The organism is Rhizobium brockwellii, from assembly GCF_000769405.2.
GTDB classification, from domain to species: Bacteria; Pseudomonadota; Alphaproteobacteria; order Rhizobiales; family Rhizobiaceae; genus Rhizobium; species Rhizobium brockwellii.
On sequence record NZ_CP053439.1, the window covers coordinates 3199846 to 3217937 of the forward strand.

At 61.1% G+C, this 18092-nt stretch carries 18 protein-coding genes; 6 read left to right on the plus strand and 12 right to left on the minus strand.

Translation table 11 applies throughout. The annotated features are described in order from the left end of the window. Positions 1-125: 125 nt before the first annotated feature. Positions 126-1046: a sugar kinase gene (locus RLCC275e_RS15975; RefSeq protein ID WP_033180125.1), complete on the plus strand. Its 921-nt coding sequence runs from the start codon at positions 126-128 to the stop codon at positions 1044-1046. 117 nt (positions 1047-1163) lie between these two features. On the opposite strand, the gene gstI is transcribed toward RLCC275e_RS15975, so the two are convergent. Beyond that, complete coding sequence (gstI, locus tag RLCC275e_RS15980; protein WP_018073894.1) at positions 1164-1355, minus strand: glutamine synthetase translation inhibitor GstI; 192 nt, start codon at positions 1353-1355, stop codon at positions 1164-1166. 433 nt (positions 1356-1788) lie between these two features. Between gstI and RLCC275e_RS15985 the strand changes: the two genes are divergently transcribed. Together RLCC275e_RS15985 and RLCC275e_RS15990 are read left to right on the plus strand one after the other, a co-directional pair. Further along, the gene (locus tag RLCC275e_RS15985; protein ID WP_033180124.1) at positions 1789-2829 is read left to right on the plus strand and encodes a glutamine synthetase beta-grasp domain-containing protein; all 1041 of its coding nucleotides are present in this window, start codon (positions 1789-1791) and stop codon (positions 2827-2829) included. Positions 2830-3077: 248 nt separating this feature from the next. Beyond that, positions 3078-4259, plus strand: a complete 1182-nt coding sequence (locus RLCC275e_RS15990) for a glycosyltransferase family 4 protein (protein WP_033180123.1) — start codon at positions 3078-3080, stop codon at positions 4257-4259. Positions 4260-4265: 6 nt separating this feature from the next. Here RLCC275e_RS15990 and RLCC275e_RS15995 read toward each other — a convergent pair whose 3' ends face one another. Further along, positions 4266-5279: an alpha/beta hydrolase gene (locus tag RLCC275e_RS15995; protein WP_033180122.1), complete on the minus strand. Its 1014-nt coding sequence runs from the start codon at positions 5277-5279 to the stop codon at positions 4266-4268. Between the two features lie 159 nt (positions 5280-5438). Here RLCC275e_RS15995 and RLCC275e_RS16000 point away from each other — a divergent pair, with 159 nt between their 5' ends. After that, positions 5439-5876 carry a MarR family winged helix-turn-helix transcriptional regulator gene (locus RLCC275e_RS16000; RefSeq protein WP_033180121.1) on the plus strand — a complete coding sequence of 146 codons (438 nt, stop codon included), beginning with the start codon at positions 5439-5441 and terminating at the stop codon, positions 5874-5876. A gap of 78 nt (positions 5877-5954) precedes the next feature. Here the strand turns inward: RLCC275e_RS16000 and der are convergent, their stop codons facing one another. The 3 genes from der to RLCC275e_RS16015 form a co-directional block, all read right to left on the minus strand. Further along, on the minus strand, positions 5955-7379 hold the full coding sequence (gene der, locus RLCC275e_RS16005; RefSeq protein WP_033180120.1) for a ribosome biogenesis GTPase Der: 1425 nt from the start codon (positions 7377-7379) through the stop codon (positions 5955-5957). Between the two features lie 18 nt (positions 7380-7397). Further along, a complete protein-coding gene (locus tag RLCC275e_RS16010) occupies positions 7398-8081 on the minus strand; it encodes a tetratricopeptide repeat protein (RefSeq protein ID WP_033180119.1) in 684 nt (227 codons plus the stop codon). Positions 8082-8287: 206 nt separating this feature from the next. Then, positions 8288-8872, minus strand: a complete 585-nt coding sequence (locus RLCC275e_RS16015; protein WP_033180118.1) for an NnrU family protein — start codon at positions 8870-8872, stop codon at positions 8288-8290. 120 nt (positions 8873-8992) lie between these two features. Between RLCC275e_RS16015 and RLCC275e_RS16020 the strand changes: the two genes are divergently transcribed. Further along, positions 8993-9979: a polysaccharide deacetylase family protein gene (locus RLCC275e_RS16020; protein ID WP_033180117.1), complete on the plus strand. Its 987-nt coding sequence runs from the start codon at positions 8993-8995 to the stop codon at positions 9977-9979. A gap of 269 nt (positions 9980-10248) precedes the next feature. Here RLCC275e_RS16020 and sbmA read toward each other — a convergent pair whose 3' ends face one another. Next, the gene (gene sbmA / locus RLCC275e_RS16025) at positions 10249-11514 is read right to left on the minus strand and encodes a peptide antibiotic transporter SbmA (RefSeq protein WP_033180116.1); all 1266 of its coding nucleotides are present in this window, start codon (positions 11512-11514) and stop codon (positions 10249-10251) included. Between the two features lie 125 nt (positions 11515-11639). Beyond that, positions 11640-12824 carry a YbfB/YjiJ family MFS transporter gene (locus RLCC275e_RS16030; RefSeq protein WP_033180115.1) on the minus strand — a complete coding sequence of 395 codons (1185 nt, stop codon included), beginning with the start codon at positions 12822-12824 and terminating at the stop codon, positions 11640-11642. 167 nt (positions 12825-12991) lie between these two features. Here RLCC275e_RS16030 and RLCC275e_RS16035 point away from each other — a divergent pair, with 167 nt between their 5' ends. Beyond that, positions 12992-13567: a PadR family transcriptional regulator gene (locus tag RLCC275e_RS16035; protein WP_003561481.1), complete on the plus strand. Its 576-nt coding sequence runs from the start codon at positions 12992-12994 to the stop codon at positions 13565-13567. 68 nt (positions 13568-13635) lie between these two features. Here the strand turns inward: RLCC275e_RS16035 and map are convergent, their stop codons facing one another. The 5 genes from map to RLCC275e_RS16060 form a co-directional block, all read right to left on the minus strand. Beyond that, entirely contained in the window at positions 13636-14394 is a 759-nt protein-coding gene (map, locus tag RLCC275e_RS16040; RefSeq protein ID WP_033180114.1) for a type I methionyl aminopeptidase, read from the minus strand. A gap of 146 nt (positions 14395-14540) precedes the next feature. Continuing rightward, positions 14541-15602: an LLM class flavin-dependent oxidoreductase gene (locus tag RLCC275e_RS16045; protein WP_033180658.1), complete on the minus strand. Its 1062-nt coding sequence runs from the start codon at positions 15600-15602 to the stop codon at positions 14541-14543. A 255-nt stretch (positions 15603-15857) separates the two neighbouring features. After that, entirely contained in the window at positions 15858-16325 is a 468-nt protein-coding gene (locus RLCC275e_RS16050) for an SRPBCC family protein (RefSeq protein ID WP_033180113.1), read from the minus strand. An 89-nt stretch (positions 16326-16414) separates the two neighbouring features. Continuing rightward, positions 16415-17674 carry an RNA polymerase sigma factor gene (locus RLCC275e_RS16055; protein WP_033180112.1) on the minus strand — a complete coding sequence of 420 codons (1260 nt, stop codon included), beginning with the start codon at positions 17672-17674 and terminating at the stop codon, positions 16415-16417. Next, positions 17671-18045: a YciI family protein gene (locus tag RLCC275e_RS16060; protein ID WP_003561490.1), complete on the minus strand. Its 375-nt coding sequence runs from the start codon at positions 18043-18045 to the stop codon at positions 17671-17673. Before RLCC275e_RS16060 ends, RLCC275e_RS16055 begins: the two co-directional genes overlap by 4 nt. Between the last annotated feature and the right edge of the window lie 47 nt (positions 18046-18092).

Here is an 18092-nt window from a genome sequence, read left to right on the forward strand (position 1 = left end):
ATATCGACGCTTGTCACTCCGCCCGGCTCCGCGTATCAGCGAATGAAGACCTGCGGATAATCCGCCAATTCAAAGTGATAGAGCGTCCTGTTGGATCCATAGCGCTCTAATGCCGGGAGGACGAGGTGAGCAGACGGTTTCTATCGATCGGTGAATGCATGGTGGAACTCTCGCAGGCAGGCGACGGCCTGCTGCGCAAAGGCTTCGCCGGCGATACCTTCAACACCGCCTGGTATGCCCGCGCCTGCCTTGCCGCCGACTGGTCGGTCGATTATTTCACCGCCCTCGGTGACGACGCCATGTCGGACGAGATGCTGGCCTTCATCAACACATCAGGCATCGGCACCGGCCTCATCCGCCGCATCAAGGGCAGGACGCCTGGCCTCTATATGATCAACCTGAAGAATGGCGAGCGCTCCTTCAGCTATTGGCGCGACAGCTCGGCCGCCCGCAGCCTGGCGGCCGATCCCGACCGCCTGCGCGAGGCAGTGGAAAGCGCTGAAGTCGTCTATTTCTCCGGCATCACGCTTGCCATCCTGCCGCATGAGGATGCCGAGACGCTGCTTGCCGAAGTCCGTCGCGCCAAGGCCGCCGGTAAGCTCGTCGTCTTCGATCCGAACATCCGCCCCCGCCTCTGGTCGAGCTACGACGTGATGCACACGACGATCAGCGAAGGCGCCCGCTCCTCCGTGCTCGTCATGCCGAGCTTCGATGACGAGGCTGCTCATTTCGGCGATGATTCCATTGAGGCGACGATCCACCGCTATCGCGCACTGGGCGCCGTCGATATCGTCGTCAAGAACGGTGCTGACGGTGTCACGCTGAATTTTGCCGGCGAGCAAACCTTCGTTCCGGCCGAAAAGGTGGAGAAGGTGGTCGACACGACCAGCGCCGGCGACAGCTTCAACGGCGCTTTTCTCTCACGATATCTCGAAGCTGGCGATGCGCCTGCCGCCGCCCGCTTCGCAGCAAAGGTCGCTGCCCGCGTCGTCAGCGAACATGGGGCATTGGTCGTGAAAGAGAAGCTTGGATTGGATGGCGGCTAGCCGCACATGCTGACGCAGTACGAACGCCGTGCGCAGGCGCGTCCCGCCGTCTCGGCATCGTTTCTCCGCTGATCCCCCTGAAATCGATTCCGATTTCAGGGTTATACGACAGAAAAATCAGGACTTCGTCGGCCGATCGGACTCGCGAACTGCCTCGTCATGGTACCAGCAGCTGTCGAGCGCTGCATCGCAGACTTCGGCTGCCTCGCGCTCCATCAGGCGGGCGCGTTCGAACCGGTTGGCGTTTCGTATCGCCTTAACGGGAAACTGGTAGATCGTTGCGGATTCACGGTGGAAACCGGTGGGCATGAGATCGCCTCCATTCAGTTCGGCGCATCAACATTTCAGGACCATCTACATAGCACAATGCACATAGTTTATGCAAATTGCACAAAATAAGAGCAATGTTGCAATTGTAGCCGGTCGGCATGCTGTCTCGAGCAAAAGCTTCCGCTAATTTGTTTAACACTTCATCATTTCAGCCTAACGCTGCAATTTTCATCCGGTTCCGGAGCAGAAAAAGCGTATTCCGTAGGCCGATACGGCTTTTGCCCGTCGAAACAGCCCGATTTTGCGAAAGTGCGAAAAGCCCAGCCGGCCGCTGATTCGCGATTTTTATTTCGCGCAGCGCCAAACTGGCACGCTACATGCTTTGAATTCGTCATCCCCTGGCGGTCGGACGCGCACGCGCGCCGAGATCGCCTCCGGATTTGCTCACCTTTGTAGCACTGAGAGAGTCGCGATGACAAAATTTAAGCTCGAGTACATTTGGCTCGATGGGTACACACCGGTACCGAACCTGCGTGGCAAGACGCAGATCAAGGAATTCGATGAATTCCCGACGCTGGAACAGCTTCCGCTGTGGGGTTTCGACGGTTCGTCGACCATGCAGGCCGAGGGCCGCAGCTCTGACTGCGTGCTGAAGCCCGTCGCCATTTATCCCGATCCGGCCCGCACCAACGGCGCTCTCGTCATGTGCGAAGTCATGATGCCTGACGGTGTCACGCCGCACGCATCGAATGCCCGCGCCACCATCCTCGACGACGAAGATGCCTGGTTCGGCTTTGAGCAGGAGTATTTCTTCTACCAGAACGGCCGTCCGCTCGGCTTCCCCGAGCAGGGCTACCCGGCTCCGCAGGGTCCTTATTACACCGGCGTCGGCTACTCGAACGTCGGCGATGTCGCCCGCGAAATCGTCGAAGAGCACCTCGACCTCTGCCTCGCTGCCGGCATCAACCACGAAGGCATCAATGCCGAAGTGGCCAAGGGTCAGTGGGAATTCCAGATTTTCGGCAAGGGCTCCAAGAAGGCCGCCGACCAGATCTGGATGGCACGCTACCTCCTGCAGCGCCTGACCGAAAAGTACGGTATCGACATCGAGTATCATTGCAAGCCGCTCGGCGACACCGACTGGAACGGCTCGGGCATGCATTGCAACTTCTCGACCAAGTTCCTGCGCGAAGTTGGCGGCAAGGACTATTTCGAAGCGCTGATGGCGCAGTTCGACAAGAACCTGATGGACCACATCGCGGTCTACGGCCCCGATAACGACAAGCGCCTGACCGGCAAGCACGAGACTGCTCCGTGGAACAAGTTCTCCTACGGCGTTGCCGACCGTGGTGCTTCGATCCGCGTGCCGCACTCCTTCATTAAGAACGACTACAAGGGCTATCTGGAAGATCGCCGCCCGAACTCGCAGGGCGACCCCTACCAGATCGCTTCGCAGGTTCTGAAGACGATCTCGGAAGTTCCGACCGCAAGCTCGGCTTCTGCTGCCGCATAGACTCCCGAACGGCGCCGGTCCCTGGACCGGCGCCGTGACCTTTTCTTTTCCAGCGTGAAAAGCCGCCACCGGGCACCGACACAATCGGCGCGACCGGACAGGCGAAAGCCCTGCAAACATTGCGATATGGGCTGTAATATTTCCATCATGGTCATGCCTCAAAATAGGCAAGCGGGAATCGCCGTTCCGGAACCCCGCTTTGGGGTCGAGCGTTGGCATATCACTGCGACGCGGATGGAAATCGTGACATGCTGCAACGTCCGGCAAACACTTATAGCGGCGAGAGCTGGGTCAATGCCGCAGCCGCCGGAAACCTGCCTGAGAGGCTGGTGATCGTCACCGATGCCTGGCATCCTCAAGTCAACGGCGTCGTGCGCTCGATCGAGAACACCAATCGCGAACTGGCGAAGATGGGCGTCGAGGTTTCGATGGTGACGCCCGAGCGCTTCAACAGCATCCCCTGCCCGACCTATCCCGAGATCCGCCTGTCGATCGCCAATTACCGCCGCATCGCCCGCGAGATCGAAAAGTACAATCCCTCCTACGTGCATATTGCCACCGAAGGTCCGCTGGGGCTGACCGCCCGCCGCTGGTGCCTGAAGAACCGCATGCCGTTTTCGACGAGCTACCACACCCGCTTTCCCGAATACGTCTCCGCGCGCCTGCCGATACCGAAGAGTTGGCTCTATTCCTTCGTCCGCTGGTTCCACAATGGCGGCGCCGGCTGCATGGTGGCGACACCGAGCCTTGCCCGCGAACTGTCGGAAAAGGGCATCCGCAACCTCATGCCCTGGAGCCGCGGCATCGACGCCACGCAGTTCCATCCGATGGCGCTCGAGGAAAACCCGTTCGGCCTGCCGCGTCCGATCTTCATGACCGTCGGCCGCGTGGCGCTGGAAAAGAACCTGCCGGCCTTCCTCGATCTCGACCTCCCGGGTTCCAAGGTCGTCGTTGGCGATGGTCCGGCCCGCGTCGACCTTGAAAAGCAATATCCCGACGTCTTCTTCGCCGGTGTGCAGTTCGGCGAGGATCTGGCGAAAACCTATGCCCAGGCCGACGTCTTCGTCTTTCCCTCGCTCACCGACACCTTCGGCAACACCATCCTCGAAGCGCTGGCATCGGGCGTGCCCGTCGCAGCCTACCCGGTCACCGGCCCGCTCGATATCATCGGCGAGGACAGCGACGTCGGGGCGCTCGACGCCAATCTGCAAGCCGCCTGCCTTGCCGCCCTCTCCGCCTCGCGCAGCAAGGCGCGTGAACTCGCCATGCAATATTCCTGGGAAGCCGCGACACTGCAGTTCATCAACAATATCCGCGCCGCCAATGGCGTCATCACGCCAAAATGGCGTAAGGCCTGGCAGTATGCCAAGTCGCTTCCGAGAAGCAGAAAGCCCGGCGAAACCGCCGGGCCTCTTCCGTCCGTAGACTGATTGGTTTTACTTGTGAAGCGCGCTGCGAAGCGTGTCGTTCGCGACCGCAATCGCGCTGCGCGCGGCAGGCGTTTCGGCAATTGCGTTCAGGAGCACGAAATCGTGGATCGTGCCATTGTATCGCATCGACGTGACCTTGACGCCGGCCTGGCTGAGCTTGCGGGCATAGGCCTCACCCTCGTCGCGCAGCACGTCGTTTTCGTCAACGATGACGAGCGCCGGCGGCAGGCCGTTCAACTGCTCCAGCGACGCCTGCAGCGGTGAGGCAGTCGGCTCCTTGCGCTTGGCTTCATCAGGCAGATAGGCGTTCCAGAACCACTTCATCGCTTCCTTCGTCAGCCACGGGCCATCGGCGAACTGGTTGTAGGAACCATTGTCGAAATTGGCGTCGGTGACGGGGTAGAACAGCACCTGCTGATCGATGGCAGGACCGCCGCGTTCCTTGGCAAGCAGCGTCACCACCGCCGCCATGTTGCCGCCGACGCTATCGCCTGCGACCGCGAGCCTGGAGGCGTCGACCTTGAACTCGTTGGCATGCTCGGCGACATATTTGGTCGCGGCATAAGCCTGCTCGATGGCAACGGGATAGCGGGCTTCCGGCGAGCGCTCGTACTCGACGAAGACGACGGCGGCATCGGCGCCGTTGGCGATCTGGCGCACAAGCCGGTCATGCGTATCCGCATCGCCCAGCACCCAGCCGCCGCCGTGGAAATAGAGAATGACCGGCAGCGTGCCCTTGGCATGTTCCGGGCGGACAACGCGCAGCCTGATGCTGCCTGTCGGGCCAGCCTTGATGACCCTGTCCTCTTCCTTGGCGGCAAGCTTCTTCATATCGCCCTTCTGCGCGCCGGCCAGGACATTACGGGCATCGGCCGGCGACAGCGTGTAGATCGGCTTGCCGCCGGCAAGCCCGTCGATGAATTTCTGCGTTGTCGGTTCGAGTACCGGATCGGCAAGCGCGCCAACGGCGGAGGCTGCGAGCAGTGCTGCTGCGGAAACTGCGGTCTTGATGGTCGACATTGTCTTGTCCTCTCGGTTTCGATGTTCGTCGTGAACACGATTTCATATCGTGCACGATTTTTTATTGCGCAATTTAAATTTCCGCATAGCTGCCATGCGCAAAAAGCGCCTACGATTATTTATCGCGCGATATATACTTACCGGTTTTGGAGATATCCCATGCAGGATCAACTGAAGCTCGACAATTTCATCTGCTTCGCCGTCTATACGGCAAGCCACGCACTGAATCGTGTCTACAAACCGCTGCTCGACACGCTCGGCCTCACCTATCCGCAATATCTGGCGATGGTTTCGCTCTGGGATCAGGACGGCCAGACCGTCGGCGGCTTGGGTGAAAAGCTCTTCCTGGAATCGAGCACGCTGACCCCGCTGCTCAAACGCCTTGAAACCGCAGGTTATGTCAGACGCGAACGCAGCCGGAAGGATGAACGCGTCGTCGTCATCCGCTTGAGCGAAGAAGGCATTCGCCTGAAGGAAAAGGCGATCGGCATCCCGGGTTGCATCGCCGCTGCCAGCGGTCGCGATGCAGTGGACCTCTCCCGCTTCCAGGCCGAGATCGTCGCGCTGCGTGAAGCGCTGAACAAAAGCGTGGCTTAGATTGCCGGATAGCTATCACACTACCTATGATACCCACGACGCCCGCGCTATGACCCACCAATCAGCGTGAGCTCCCAGCTACGTCCGCCTCTTCTTGCCCTCGAACGGATTTTCAGGCGAGCGGAAATGGATGCGGATCGGCACGCTCGGCATGTCGAAATCGGCGCGCAACCCGTTGATCAGATAGCGTGTATAGGATTCCGGTAGCGCATCCGAGCGGGTACAGGAGATCATGAAGGCCGGCGGGCGGGCCTTTACCTGAGTCATGTATTTCAGCTTGATGCGGCGGCCGGAAACGGCCGGAGGCGGATGCTGAATCTGCTGCGTCTCCAGCCAGCGGTTGAGCCGCGCCGTCGAGATGCGTTTGTTCCACACCCTGTCCGTGTCGATGATCGACTGCATCAGCTTGTCCAGTCCCCAGCCGGTCTGGCCGGAGATCGGCACGGCGCGGATGCCGCGCGCCTGCGGCAGCAGCCGGTCGGTCTTTTCGCGCAGATCCGCAAGCACCGCCTGCCGGTCCTCGATCATGTCCCACTTGTTGAAGGCGAGCACAGCGGCACGGCCCTCTCGCAGCACGAGGTCGACGATCTGCAGGTCCTGCTTCTCGAAGGGGATCGTCGCATCGAAGACGATGACGACGGTTTCGGCGAAGCGGATGGCGCGCAGCGCATCGGCAACCGAAAGCTTCTCCAGCTTCTCGATCACCCGCGCCTTGCGGCGCATGCCTGCGGTATCGAACATCTTGATGGTGCGGCCGCGCCAGTCCCATTCGACCGAGATGGAGTCGCGGGTGATGCCTGCCTCCGGCCCGGTCAAAAGCCGGTCCTCGCCGAGGAAGCGGTTGATCAGCGTCGATTTTCCGGCATTCGGCCGGCCGACGATCGCCACCCTGAGCGGCTTCGTCTCGTCATAGGCCGGCTCTTCGTCCGCGTCGCTGTCCTCGCCTTCCGTCTGTGGAATTTCGACATCGGTAACGGCGACATCCTCCTTGGCGGGATAGGCTCGGTCCTCGCCGATTGCCGCAACGATCGCATCGCGCAAGTCGAGCATACCCTGCCCATGTTCGGCCGAAATCGGCGTCGGCTCGCCGAGCCCGAGCGTATAGGCGTCATAGAAGCCGCTGTCGGAGCCCCGCGCTTCGGATTTGTTGGCGACGAGCACCACCGGCTTGCCGCGACGGCGCAGCATTTCGGCAAGGTCGGTATCGACGGGCGTCAATCCGCTCTTGGCGTCGACGACGAAAAGCGAAAGATCCGCCTCGTCGATCGCCGCTTCGGTCTGTGCCCGCATCCGGCCCTGCAGGCTTTCCGCGTCGGCCTCTTCCAGACCAGCCGTGTCGATGATCGTGAAGGTCAGCCCCAGCAGCCGCGCATCGCCCGGCCGGCGGTCGCGGGTAACACCCGGCGTGTCATCGACAAGCGCCAGCTTCTTGCCGACCAGCCGGTTGAAAAGTGTCGACTTGCCGACATTCGGACGACCGACGATGGCGACCGTGAAACTCATATCTTGTCCTTAACGCGATCAGCCCTGAGCGGCGGGCGCCTTGCCGGATGCGGTAATCAGATCAAGCATCATATGGGCGCGATTGGCAACATTGCGTGGGCTGTCGGTATCGTCGACGATCGACTGGAACCACTGCCGCGCCTGCGCCATGTTGCCGGCTTTGTAAGCGGCAAGGCCGAGTGCCTCGCGCGCCGAATGACGGAAGGCGTTGCCCGGAACGGCCATTTCCTCGATCGCGGCCGAAACCTGTTCGTAAGAGCCGTTCTCGATCAGCAGCCAGCCGGCACGCATCTTGGCGGCATCACGCACGGCGGCCGGAACGGCATTGTCCTTGCCGATTTCGTTGAAGGCGGCGATCGCCGCGGCGGTATCGCCCTTCTGCACCTGGACGGTCGCGGCCCGCATCCGCGCCAACACCGGATAGGCGCCATGACCTTCCTTCTCGAGCTTGTCGAGCGCGGCCAGAGCCTCGTCGTTCTTGTTTTCGTCGGCAAGCTTCATCGCCGCCAGAAACTGGTCGCCGGTGCCGGAGGAACGGTTGTCGTCCCAATAGTCATAGAGAACCTTGCCGGCTGTGCCGGCGACGATCAGAATGGCGACGACGATGATATAGCGGCCGAACCGGCGCCAGACGCCCTTCATCTGGTCGGATCGCAATTCCTCATTGACTTCACGGATGAAGCTGTCGTCGTTGAATGCCATTCTCGTCTCCGGCCGCGGAAATACCCATACACCATGCAAAACGCATATTGTCGGGCCTTCTACTCCATTTTGCCGCCGTTGTAAGGGGGATGTGAAAGATTAGAGCGCCGCGCGTCCAACAGGGCGCGCTAAGGACGCTCTAACACTTTGAATCCGCGCATAATCCTTTCCAAAAATCGGAATCGATATTTGGGGTTATGCGCAGGTCAGATGACGAGCGGAGAAACGCCGATCAACCATTCGTGCACCCTCCAGATGATCAGCGCCCAGACGACGATCCCGATGATGATGGCATAGAGGTCGTATTTGGCCGAGACGAACGGCCGGAGCGTGATCTCGCCCGCCCGCTGCCGCCGTTTCAAGGAAATGCGCAGGATGACGCCCCAGGCGAGAAAGGCGGCAAACAGCAGAACCGACGACGTCTCGCCATTGGCAAGCAGGTGCGCCAGCGCCCAGATCTTCACCGACAGCACCATCGGATGTTTGGTCTTGGTCGCGATATGCCCCGCCGGCAGCAGCGAGGCGACGAAACAGATCATCGCGATCAGCATCAGCGTGATTGTTATATGCGCCATCCAGACCGGCGGATTGTAAAGCACGCCGGTCACATCACGCGCCTGCCCGAAGCCGTAGATCAAAAGGATCAGCGTGGCGATGCTGGCAATCGAATAGGCCGCCCGCCAGCCCTTCTCGCCGAGGCTTGCGATCATCGAACGGCGAAAGTCCGGCGACACCACTCGCACCAGATGCACCCCGAGGAAAAGTATGATGCCGACGATAAGCAATGTCATTGTGGATCCCTTCCGTACCGTTTGTCATGGCTTAGAGCCTGGCGTGAAAAAATGCCAGCGAGACCGCAGCTTCGCCGCAATTCTATTGGAGGAAACCCCGAACAAATTGTCGCGGTGTCTATGTCCCGTCTTCTCCTCTCCACCTGCCTTTCTGTTTCGCTCCTCATCCCGGCGTTTGCCGAGGCGGCCGACCGGCCGAAACAGCTCGTCATCATTTCCTTCGACGGTGCCCACGACAATGCGCTCTGGTTGAAGAGTCGCGAGATGGCGGCGAAGAACGGTGCCCACTTCACCTATTTTCTCTCCTGCACCTTCCTGATGAACGAGGCGGCGAAGAAGGCCTACCAGGCGCCGCACCAGAAACGCGGAAAATCCAACGTGGGCTTCGCCCAGAGCGACGACGAGATCCGCGAGCGCCTCGGCAATATCTGGCACGCCCATCTCGAAGGACACGACATATCGAGCCATGCCTGCGGCCATTTCGACGGCCGCCTCTGGAGCGAGGCCGACTGGTCGGCCGAATACGCCACCTTCCACGCGACGCTTGAGAATGCCTGGAAGAGCGTCGGCCTGCAGGAGCCGGCCGGCTGGCAGGATCTGGTCGATCACGGCATGAAGGGCTTACGCGCCCCCTATCTCTCGGCAACCGCGGGCGCCGACATGATCGTCGCCGAAAAGAAGGCGGGCTTCACTTATGACGCGAGCCTCGTCACCAAAGGGCCTGCCATGCCTGTCGAGGAAGACGGCATCATTCGCTTCGGCCTGCCGCTGATCCCCGAAGGCCCGAACGAGAAGCCGATCATCGGCATGGACTACAATCTCTTCGTCCGCCATTCCAAGGGTGAGGAGGATACGGCCGATTCCGCGGAATTCGAGGATCGCGCCTATGCCGCCTTCAAGGAGGCTTTCGACAAGCAATATGCCGGCGCCCGCATCCCGCTACAGCTCGGTTTCCACTTCGTCGAAATGAACGGCGGCGCCTATTGGCGCGCGCTCGACCGACTGGTCAGCGACGTCTGCCACCGGGATGACGTCGCCTGCGTCAGCTATTCGGAAGCGATCCCGATGATCGAGGACCGCGGGAAATTGCAGACGTCAGGTCTTTGATGGCGGCTATGGAAATGCTGTAGAGACGGCAGGTGTCTCCAGATTTCCCTGAACGAGACGGCATGCCGTGCCGCCCCCTCATCTGCCTGCCGGCATCTTCTCCCCGCTGGGGAGAAGAGATTCGTTGCGACGCTGCGATTTCCCCTCCCACCCAGCGGGGGTGCGAAGGACGGGTCGAGACCTGTGGCTCGACCCCGGTCGGTGCCCGATAGGGCGGATGAGGGCGCCCCAAACGCGACCTTCCGATTGCCTGCAGGATTCCCCGTCGATCAACCGTCGGCGTGCACGACCCCCGTCTCACGCTCCAGGTAGCGCTGGTCGATCTCAGGCAGCGGTTCGTCGTCGATTGCCGCCTCGAAGGCCTTGAGGCGTTTGTGGATCGAAAGCAGTTCGATGATCGTCGTCCAGGAGTTGACGAGATACTGGAACGAGTTGCTGACCTGTCCGAAGGCGGTCGAGATCTGCTGGAAGATACCGTAAGTGATCGTGCCCGCCACGATCGTCGGCACCAGCATGAAGACCACGAAGAGCGCGTCGGCCTGGATATAGAAATAACGGGCGACATTGAAATACATGTAGTGGAAATACATGCGGTAATAGTTCCGGCGAACGTTGCCGAAGAGCTCCCTGACGGTCAGCGGCTCAGCCCGTTCCGCATGGTCCTCGCCATAGACGAGCTCCTTGCGATACGCCGCTTCGACGCGCTGGTTGCGGAAATTCAGCCCCGGCAACTTGACGCCGGCGACCGCCAACAGAAGCGTGCCGAACGCCGACCAGAACAGCGCCAGCCAAAAGAGCGAATTCGCCACCGGCCCGATGAACGGCAGCTCGGTCACGTAATGCGACAGCGCCAGAAGGATTGGAAGAAATACCACGAGCGTCATCACCGAGTTGATGAGGCTGATACCAAGACCTTCGAGCGTGCTGGAAAAGCGCATCGTATCTTCCTGAACGCGCTGTGAGGCACCTTCGATGTGACGAAGCTTTTCCCACTTCGACATGTAGAAATTGTTCATCGCCGTGCGCCAGCGGAAGATGTAATGGCTGGTGAAGAAGTCAGTCATGATCGATACGAACATGCTGAGGAACGCGATCTGGCAGAAGACCCACATCAGGCTGTAGAAATTGTCGACCGAAATGCCGGGCTGCTTCGACAATGCGTTCTGCAGAAGGTCACCAAACGGCCGGCGCCAGTTATTGATCACAACGCTGATCTGGACGCCGAAGTAGGTCACGAAGATGATCAGTGCCGATCCCCAGATCGACCAAATCTTCCAGGGGTGGTTCAGCGCCTTCAGATGCCATGCACCGCAGAAGATCACCGCCGACAGAAGGAAATAGCCGTAGAACCAGACATTTTCGGGCAGCAGGAAAAACGAAAGGTCGATCGGCTGCTGCTCTTCGGGAACCGGCGCATAGCCGAGCGATGCACCGAGGCTGGCGGCGAAGAGATACCAGCCGGCAATAGAAATCAGGGTCCAAACGACGAGCGAAGTAAAGAACGTCTTTGGCTGCGGAAAAAAGGAATGAAACACGGGAGGCTTTGCTTTCCTGAACTGTGAGTCTCGGGAGTGTCATCGAACACTGATTGTGCCGGAAACTAAGGCAGTTCGAAGGAAGCAGCAATGGGTTCGGCCGATTGTTACGGAGATGTAACCGGTTAAGAGATTTTCTTGATCACCGGCATGACCAGCGCCGCGCAGGCGACGAGCGCCACGGCGGCGATCACCGTCGGGACGGTAAAACTGCCGCTGCGCTCGGCGATCCAGCCGGCAACAACAGGCCCAACGATCTGGCCGACGCCGAAGGCCGCTGTCATCATCGCCAGGATCCGCCGCGGACTCTCAGGCGAAAGCTTGCGGCCGATCTGCAGCCCGTAAGCAGTGATCGCCAGGAACGTCGCCCCGAACAGCGCCCCGCCGATCAGCGGTGCGGCAGAAGGCGGCAGCGCCACGGTCGCGACCACGCCGGCGGCCTCGACCAGAAGGGCTGCAACATAGACTCCGCCAAGCCCGAGCGGCCTGACCAGAGGCTTCCAGGCAAACAGCGCTACCGTGGCTGTCAAGCCGGCGATGAACCAGCAGAGGAATTCGACGATGGGTCCCGTTGCCGAAAGGCGGGCGATGGTGACGAGGAAGGTCGCGGTGATGACGTAGCCGAAGCCGAATAGACCGTAGGACAGCGTCAGCAGCACCATCGGCCGGTTCCATACCAGCGCCGGCTCCTTGCCTGCCTGCGCCGATTGCGCCGGAGCTGGCGGCAGCAACAGGAACACGACGACAAGGCTTACGGCGCAATAGAGCGCGCCGCCGATCCAGTCTGCCCGCCAGCCGCCCGGCCCATCGTGAAAGCCGAGGCCGATCAGAAACACCATGACCGAGGACAGCGCGATGCCCGCCCCCGGCCCGCCGAAGTGCGCCGCCTGCACATGGTCGTTGCCGGCAGCCGACCCGTGGCTGAGCACGATCGACGAGGTAAAGACCAAGGCAAAGGCGCTGGCGATGCCAGCTAGGAAGCGGATGCCGGCAAAGACGGCGACGGAATCGGTGGCGGCCATGGCGGCAAGCAGGATCGCGGTTGCCAGCAGCGACAACAGCGCCACCAGCCGCTCCCGCCCCGCCGCCCAGCCATAGGCTGCAAGCACGGCGCCGACGAGATAACCGACGAAATTGGCCGACGCGATGAAGCCTGCATCCGCTGCCGAAAGCGGCACGCCGCTGATCATGCCCGGCAGGATCGGCGTGTAGGAGAAGCGCCCGAAGCCCATGGCGGCGGCCATGGCAACGGCGCCGGCAGCGGCGGTGGAGACGAGGTTCGGTGGGGAGTTTCGGGTGCGGGCGAGCATGCCCGTGTTTATCGCGCTGCAGCATCTGTGGCACAATCAAGTAATTCTGATCGATCGATCAATTTCCCGAAACGTCGGAAAACTTCACCCCCTCTTGAAAAGAATTATCTTACGATATATGTTTTAAGACATATTCAACGATACATCTAACGATGAAAGGAAGAACCATGAGAGGTTTTAAGGGCGGAATGTTCGGCGGAGATTTCCGCATGGGCCGCAAATTTGCGGCTGGCGATCTCCAGCTCGTCATCCTGGCCCTGCTCGCTGAGCAGCCGCGCCACGGCTATGAATTGATAAAGTTGCTGGAGGAGCGATCCGGCGGCTTCTACGTGCCGAGCCCCGGCGTCATCTATCCCGCCCTCACCTATCTCGAGGAAACCGGCCTTGCCGAGGTCGAGGTGGAGGGCGCCAAGAAGCTCTACCGCATCACCGAGGCCGGCCGCGGCCGCGTCGAGGAGAACCGCGCCATGATCCTGCAGACCTTCGCCAAGCTGGAACGCATCGGCGAGAAGATGGCCCATGTGAAGCGTGTCTTCGAAACGGACCGTCACAGCGCCGACGAGGGTGATGACGGCGACTTCATGCAGGACGGTGGTGATATCCGCGCCGCCCGCATGCTGCTGCGCTCGGCCATGCGGATGCGCTATCCTTGGTCGAAACCCGAAGCCGCCCGCATCGCCGGCATTCTCGAACGCGCCGCCACCGAAATCCTGCAAGGCGACAGACCGGGAACGCGGGGCTGAGACGAAGACTGTACGGCGGGATTTGAGACAAAGTCAGTTCCCGCCATCTTCATTGTCCAGTGCCGGTCTTACGCCCGCTCATCCGGCAAGGTCAGAATCACCGGCCCGTTGCGCGTCGCCACCACCGTGTGTTCGTATTGCACGGTCGGCGCCTTCGGATCGGCATAGAGCGTCCAGGCATCGTCGCCGCCTTCGGCCCATGTCGCGCCGAGTGAGAGAAACGGCTCGACGGTGAAGACGAGGCCTTCGGTCATCATCCGTTTTTCCGAAGGGTCCGGCCAGGTCGAGAGCTCGGCCGGCTCCTCGTGCAAGGAGCGGCCGACGCCGTGGCTCGCGAGATTGGCGACTAGCGTATAGCGGTTCTTCTGCGCGAAGGCACCGACGGCAGTGCCGATCTTTGCCAGAGGCTCGCCCGATTTGACCTGGTTGAGCCCGACCCAGAGCGCCCGCTTGCCGTCGCGGCAGAGCCGCTCGATCTTCGGCTTGACCGGCGGCATCGCGAAGGAGGCGCCTGTATCCGCAAAGAAACCATCCTTCTCAGCCGAGACGTCGATGTTGATGAGGTCGCCGGCGCGGATGACGCGCGGGCCGGGAATACCGTGGGCGATTTCCTCGTTGATACTGATGCAGGTGGCACCGGGAAACTGGTAACAGAATTCCGGCGCCGAGCGCGCGCCTGAATCCTCGAGCACCTTGCGGCCGATCTGGTCGAGCTCCAGCGTCGTCATGCCGGGCTCCATCGCCGCCGCCATCACCTGTATGGCGTTGGCGCAGATGCGGCCGATCTCCTTGAGCTTTACCAGTTCGTCGTCGTTTGCGATAACCATTCGTCTGTTCCGGCCTTGCGCAGGACGGCCGCGGCCGCCTTAGAGCGCCGCGCCTCCAACAGGAAGCTCTAGGGACGCTCTGTCACTTCGAATCTGCACATACTCAGTTCAGAAAATCGATTCCGATTTTCGGCGTTATGCGCTCGTCAAGCCGTGGCTTTCGCCTCTTCGCTGCTGTCAGTCAACGCCTTTCTGACGATCGGCGCGACTTTCGTGCCGTAAAGCTCGATGCCGCGCATGATCTCGGCATGCGGCATCAGGCCAATGGCCATCTGCAGCAGGAAGCGGTCGTTCTTGAAGAGCGCATGATGGGCGATGATCTTTTCGGCGACCGCCTCGGGATTACCGACGAAGAGCGCGCCGTTCGGCCCGCGCGACATGTCGAAATGCGCCCGGTTCGTCGGTCCCCAGCCGCGCTCACGGCCGATGCGGTTCATCACCTCGGCTTGAGGCCCGTAGAACTGGTTGGCCGCCGCCTCCGTTGTATCGGCGATGAAGCCATGGACGTTGATGCTGGTCTTCAGCTTCGCCTGATCCTGCCCTGCCCGGCGCGCCGCCTCGCGATAGAGATCGAAGAGCGGCGCGAAACGCCGCGGCTCACCGCCGATGATTGCCAGTGCCACCGGCAGGCCCAGCGCGCCGGCGCGCGCCACCGACTGCGGCGTGCCGCCGACGGCAACCCAGAGCGGCAACGGATCCTGCAGCGGCCTGGGATAGACGCCGCGCCCGTTGATCGGCGCGCGAAGCTCGCCCTTCCACTCCACAACCTCGCTGTCGCGCAGCGCCAGCAGCAAATCGAGCTTCTCCTCGAAAAGCTGGTCGTAGTCTTCGAGATTATAACCGAACAGCGGGAAGGACTCGATGAAGGAGCCGCGCCCCGCCATGATCTCGGCCCGGCCATCGGAAATCAGGTCGAGCGTCGAAAACTGCTGGAAGACGCGCACCGGATCGTCGGAGGAGAGCACGGTGACTGCACTGGTCAGCCGGATATTCCTGGTCTTGACGGCAGCCGCCGCCAGCACGACCGCCGGAGCAGACGCTGCATAGTCCGGCCGGTGATGCTCGCCGAGGCCGAAGACGTCGAGCCCAACCTGATCGGCAAGCTCGATTTCCTCGATAAGATGCTTCAGCCGTTCGGCCGCCTCGGCGCCCTTGCCGCGCGAGGGGTTGGGATTGACGTCGGCGAATGTGTAAAGCCCCAGTTCCATCATCGGCATCCTGTTGAATTCTCGGCTGAGATAAGGATGCCGGGGATAGAGCGCAAATACAAATTCTGGAACGGAATGTTCGAGAATTTCGATGGGCGGCATGATGACTTTGGGAATCTGGAAGATCGATCGGCGACCAATTCGAATCTGAATTCAACGACTTCGAAGCGCCGGCGGAATCATCTTTCGAACCGTCTTAGATGGTGCTTCAACTGCCAGGGCGACGCGGTCTCGCCGCGCCGCCTCGCCTCCCGCTCACATCTTCGCCAGCAACTCCGCCAACTGGTCCGCAGCCTTGCCCCATCCTTCGTGGAAGCCCATCTTCTCGTGCGCCTCCTTGTCCTCGGCGCGCCAGTGCAGCGCCTTGGCCGTATATTTCGTGCGACCGTTGCCGAGATCTTCGAGCAGGATGACGCCAGTGAAGAAAGGTTTTTCGGACGGCACCCAGGCGCTGGTATAGGCATCGGTGAAGACGATCTTCTCGTTCTCGATGACCTCGAGATAGACGCCGCGGTTCGGATACTGATTGCCCTCGGGATCCTGCATGACGACAACGCTGGAGCCGCCGGGGCGGACGTCGAGCTGGGCTTCCGCGACACCCCAGGGACGCGGCACGAACCACTGCTTCAGCAGATCAGGATTAGTCCATGCCTTGTAGATCTTCTCGCGCGGCGCGTCGAATTCGCGAACGAGGACGAGTTCATGTTGCGTGCTGGCAGTCATGTCGACATCTCTCCATTTGAATGAAACCTGTTTCCTGTCAGGTTGTTACAAGGACGTGTCGAAGTCCCCCATTCCGACAGCATACCGAATTATCTTGCGACCGGCTGTGCGGCTTCTTCCTGCAGCTTGTCGATCTGTCGGCGGATATGGGCGGCCTCGGCCGCCGAATGGGCAAGCGCAATGGCGCGGTCGAAAGCCTCGCGCGCCTGGCCTGTCAGGCCAAGCTGCTTCAGCAGCCCGCCCCGCAGGCCATGATAATAGAAATAACCTCCGAGCTTTTCGCCGAGCGGATCGATGAGGTCGAGCGCATCCTGCGGACCTTGGAGCTTGGAGACGACGACGGCGCGGTTGAGCGTGATCACGGGCGACGGCTGGAGACGCTCCAGCGCGCGATAGAGCAGATCGATCTCCACCCAGTCGGTATCCTCGGCGCGTTTTGCGCGGGAGTGAACAGCGGCGATGGCCGCCTGAATCTGATAGGGGGCGGGCTTGCGATGGCGCAACGCCTTGTCGAGCAGCGCCAACGCCTCATTGATATATGGCTGGTTCCAAAGCGACCGGTCCTGATCTTCGAGCAGCACGATCTCATCTCCAGCGTTGAAGCGTGCCGGCCGGCGCGAGATCTGCAGAAGCATGAGCGCAAGCAGCCCCATCAGCTCCGGTTCGGACGGGAAGATATGCAGCATCAATCGCGCCAGCCGGATCGCTTCGTCGCTGAAGGCAGCCGCCTCATGCCTGGGATCGGCCTGGCTGTAGCCCTCGTTGAAGATCAGGTAGATCATGGTGCTGACGATCGAGAGCCGTTCGGCCCTTTCCTCAGGGCTCGGTGTTTCGAAAGGCAAGCCGGCTTTCGCTACCCGCGCCTTGGCCCGCGTGATGCGCTGTTCCATGGCGCTTTCCGACACCAGGAAGGCCCGGGCGATCTGCGGCACCGAAAGGCCGGAGACGATGCGCAGCGCCAGCGCGATCTGTTGGGTCGCGGGTAGATCGGGATGGCAGCAGATGAACAGCAGCCGCAGGATATCGTCGCGATAGTGGGAATCGTCCAGCCGCTCGACGATATCGCTTTCGGCATCCTCGGTATCGGAGATGACGTCCTCATCCGGCAGAGCCTGGATCTTCGCCCGTTTGCGCACCGCGTCGATGCCGCTGTTGCGGCCGACGAAGATGAGCCAGGCTGTGGGATCACGCGGTGGCCCTTTCTCCGGCCATGTCCGGATCGCCCTCAGACACGCTTCCTGAAACGCCTCTTCCGCGGTATCGAGATTGCGGAAGTAGCGCAGCAGCGCGCCGAGCGCCTTCGGGCGGGCCGATGCAAGCGCGAGGTCGATCCAGGCAATGTCTGTCATGATGAAGCATCTCCGGGCCTGAAGACGTAGAAAGGCCGAATTTCGTAAGAGGTGGAACCTGGATTGACGGATGAAAGCTGCTTCGAGAAGGCGATCGCCTCGTCGAGCGTTTCAAAGTCGACGACATAGAAGCCGAGAAGCGCCTCTTTCGTTTCCGCAAAAGGCCCATCGATGACCAAGGGCTCATCCTTGCCCTTGCGCACCGTGGTCGCAGCCGTCGTTGGCATCAGTCGGCCGACGGGGCCGAGCTTGCCAGATGCGGCAAGCGGCTCCTGCACGGCGTAGAGTTTCTCCATGACGGCAGCCTCCTCCTCCTTGGTCCAGGCGAAAACGGTTTCCTCATGGGCGTAACAAAGGATTGCATAAAGCATTGCTCACTCCTCTTTCCGAATGACGAAGGAGTACCGCCTCGGCCGAC